Source organism: Shewanella sp. 11B5 (assembly GCF_002836795.1).
Lineage (GTDB): Bacteria > Pseudomonadota > Gammaproteobacteria > Enterobacterales > Shewanellaceae > Shewanella > Shewanella frigidimarina.
In genome coordinates this window covers 1-2,793 of the sequence record NZ_PJAP01000987.1, presented here as the reverse complement: position 1 = coordinate 2,793, position 2,793 = coordinate 1, and the positions used below count along the sequence as shown (strand labels likewise).

2 protein-coding genes are annotated in these 2,793 nt (G+C 39.8%); both read left to right on the top strand.

The annotated features are described in order from the left end of the window. Window positions 1-1,160 (top strand): phosphate regulon sensor histidine kinase PhoR (gene phoR, locus CXF78_RS19260; protein ID WP_102037666.1); only part of this gene is annotated, 1,160 nt, incomplete at its 5' end. A 474-nt stretch (window positions 1,161-1,634) separates the two neighbouring features. Then, window positions 1,635-2,606: a PstS family phosphate ABC transporter substrate-binding protein gene (locus CXF78_RS19255; RefSeq protein WP_011638215.1), complete on the top strand. Its 972-nt coding sequence runs from the start codon at window positions 1,635-1,637 to the stop codon at window positions 2,604-2,606. Window positions 2,607-2,793: the final 187 nt, after the last annotated feature.

The following is a 2,793-nucleotide window of genomic DNA, read 5'->3' as shown; positions in this document are numbered from 1 at the left end:
ATTATCGTCAACTTACTCGTTTAAACTTCTGGTTATGGAAAGATAAAAAGCTTACGCCTCCTCAAGGGCGTGGAAGCTGGGAAGGCGTATTCAATGGAATATATCGCCTGCAAGGCAAGAATCGTCGTCGAGTGGGTCAGTTAGCGACTTTATTAGCTCGTTTTCGTCAAGGCGCTGAGGCCTTACCAGATGCGGCAGTAGTACTTGATGCAGAACATAATATCTTATGGTGTAACAAGCTCGCTCAATTAATCTTAGGCTTTGTTTGGCCTCAAGATAATGGTCAGAGAATTGATAACCTTATTCGCCATCCTGATTTTTCGACTTATATAAAGAAAGCACAATACAAAGAACCATTAGAAATCCCTTCTCCGGTGTCAGATAAGCGATTACTTGAAATTCGAGTAATGAGCTATGGCGATCGACAATTGTTGTTAATTGCTCGAGATGTCACTCGAATTCATCAGTTAGAAGGTATGCGCAAAGATTTTGTGGCTAACGTTTCCCATGAACTTAAGACCCCACTGACAGTATTGCAGGGGTATTTAGAAATTATGCAAACCATGGAAGACGCAGACTCTCCTAATCACAAACCACTATCGTTGATGCAGCAACAGACGACTCGAATGCAATCTATGGTTGAGCAATTGTTGGCCCTGTCGCGCATTGAAGATGCTGTGGATATTGATTTATCGCAAACGGTTAATATGTCATTGATGATGGAAATTCTTAAAGAAGAGGCCAAAGCCCTTGCTGGCACCGACTATACATTAGTGTTTAATTGCGAACCGGGTTTGAATACCCATGGCAATGAATTGCAATTACGCAGTGCTTGCTCCAACTTGATTTCAAATGCAATACGTTATACCAGCCCTGGTGGAACGATTTCGGTTAATTGGCAAAGTGTTGCAACCGGAGCGTTGTTTTCGGTGGCAGATACTGGGGTGGGTATCGCTCCACAACATATTAACCGCTTAACTGAACGCTTTTATCGAGTAGATAATGCGCGTTCAAGTAAAACTGGCGGCAGTGGTTTAGGGTTAGCGATAGTAAAACATGCTTTAAACCATCATCACAGTGAGCTTAAGGTAACGAGTGAGTATGGCAAAGGCAGTATCTTCAGTTTTGTTATTCCATCGCACTTGTTAGTTCGGCAATAAATAGCATTTAGATGTGCAATCCTTAAAAAGCAGCATTCGTGCTGTTTTTTTGTTGCTGCACCTCAATTCAAATAACTAATAATAATGACCTAATCAGTTCAAAACAACTAAGGAATGTTAATGTAATTAGTCTTAGGGGGATAGTGTTGAATCAATCGCTGGTAAGGCATAAATTGCTTAAATTCAACCATTATTATGAATGTCATAATATAGCGTTATTGCTATAATTTTAAGCAGTAATTATCTTGTTTATAATGTGTTTAGTGGTTATTTATCTATTGTATAAATTAACCTTTTACCATCTATCTTTGGTAAGCAATTGATCTTAATTGGCTTTTTATTTGTTTTATCAAATAAGTCAGTTTTACTGCTGGTGTCACACAACTGTCATGTCAATGTCATAGACTTGTCATCAATGAGGTCGATACTGACTACGTTTTAAAAACTTAGTACGCTTAATTCTGGAGCATTAAAATGAAACTGAACAAACTTGTCGGCGCGATTACTCTTACAGCCGCTGGCGTATTCTCAGCAGCATCTATGGCTGCTATTGATCCTACTTTACCAATATACGAAAAAACCAGCGGTGTTTCTGGTAACTTGTCTTCGGTCGGTTCTGACACATTAGCAAATATGATGACGTTATGGGCTGAAGAGTTCAAACATATTTACCCTAACGTTAATATCCAAATTCAAGCTGCAGGTTCTTCTACTGCGCCACCAGCGCTAACTGAAGGAACTTCTCAGTTCGGCCCAATGAGCCGCAAGATGAAGCCTAATGAAGTTGAAGCGTTTGAAAAACATTATGGCTACCAGCCAACGGCAGTACGTGTTGCAATTGATGCACTAGCCGTATTCGTACACAAAGATAACCCAATAACAGGCTTAAGCATTGAACAAATTGATGCGATTTTTTCTTCTACACATAAGTGTGGCGGTAAAGAAATCAACCGTTGGGGTGATGCCGGTTTAGATGGTAACTGGGCTGCAAAAGACGTTCAGCTTTACGGTCGTAACTCAGTGTCTGGTACATACGGTTACTTTAAAGAAAAAGCGTTATGTAAAGGCGATTTCCGTCCAAACGTAAATGAGCAACCTGGTTCTGCTTCAGTCGTTCAGTCTGTATCACAGTCATTGAATGCCATTGGTTATTCAGGTATTGGTTACAAAACTGCTGGTGTAAAAGCTGTCGCTATCTCTAAGAAAGGCGATAAGTTTATCGAAGCGACGGCTGCTAATGCTGCTGACGGTACCTACCCGCTTTCTCGTTACTTATATGTTTATGTAAACAAGCACCCTAACAAAGACCTATCGCCAATGGATCGTGAATTCTTACGCTTCGTATTGTCTAAGCAAGGTCAACAAATTGTTGAGAAAGATGGTTATGTGCCATTACCAACATCTGTGATTACTAAAGATTTAGAGAAAGTGGGTATCAAGCTTTAATTAGCGAACTTTCTGTAAACTTAAAAAGGCCTCTTTGAGGCCTTTTTTGTTTTCTTGCGTTGAAAAAAAGATAAAAAAAAGCAACCTAACTAAGAGGTTGCTGCTATTGCTAAGGGCAATACTGTCGATAGATTGTTACTACTATCAAATAGGAGAATGATGATGAACAAAAAAACGCTACTAGCTG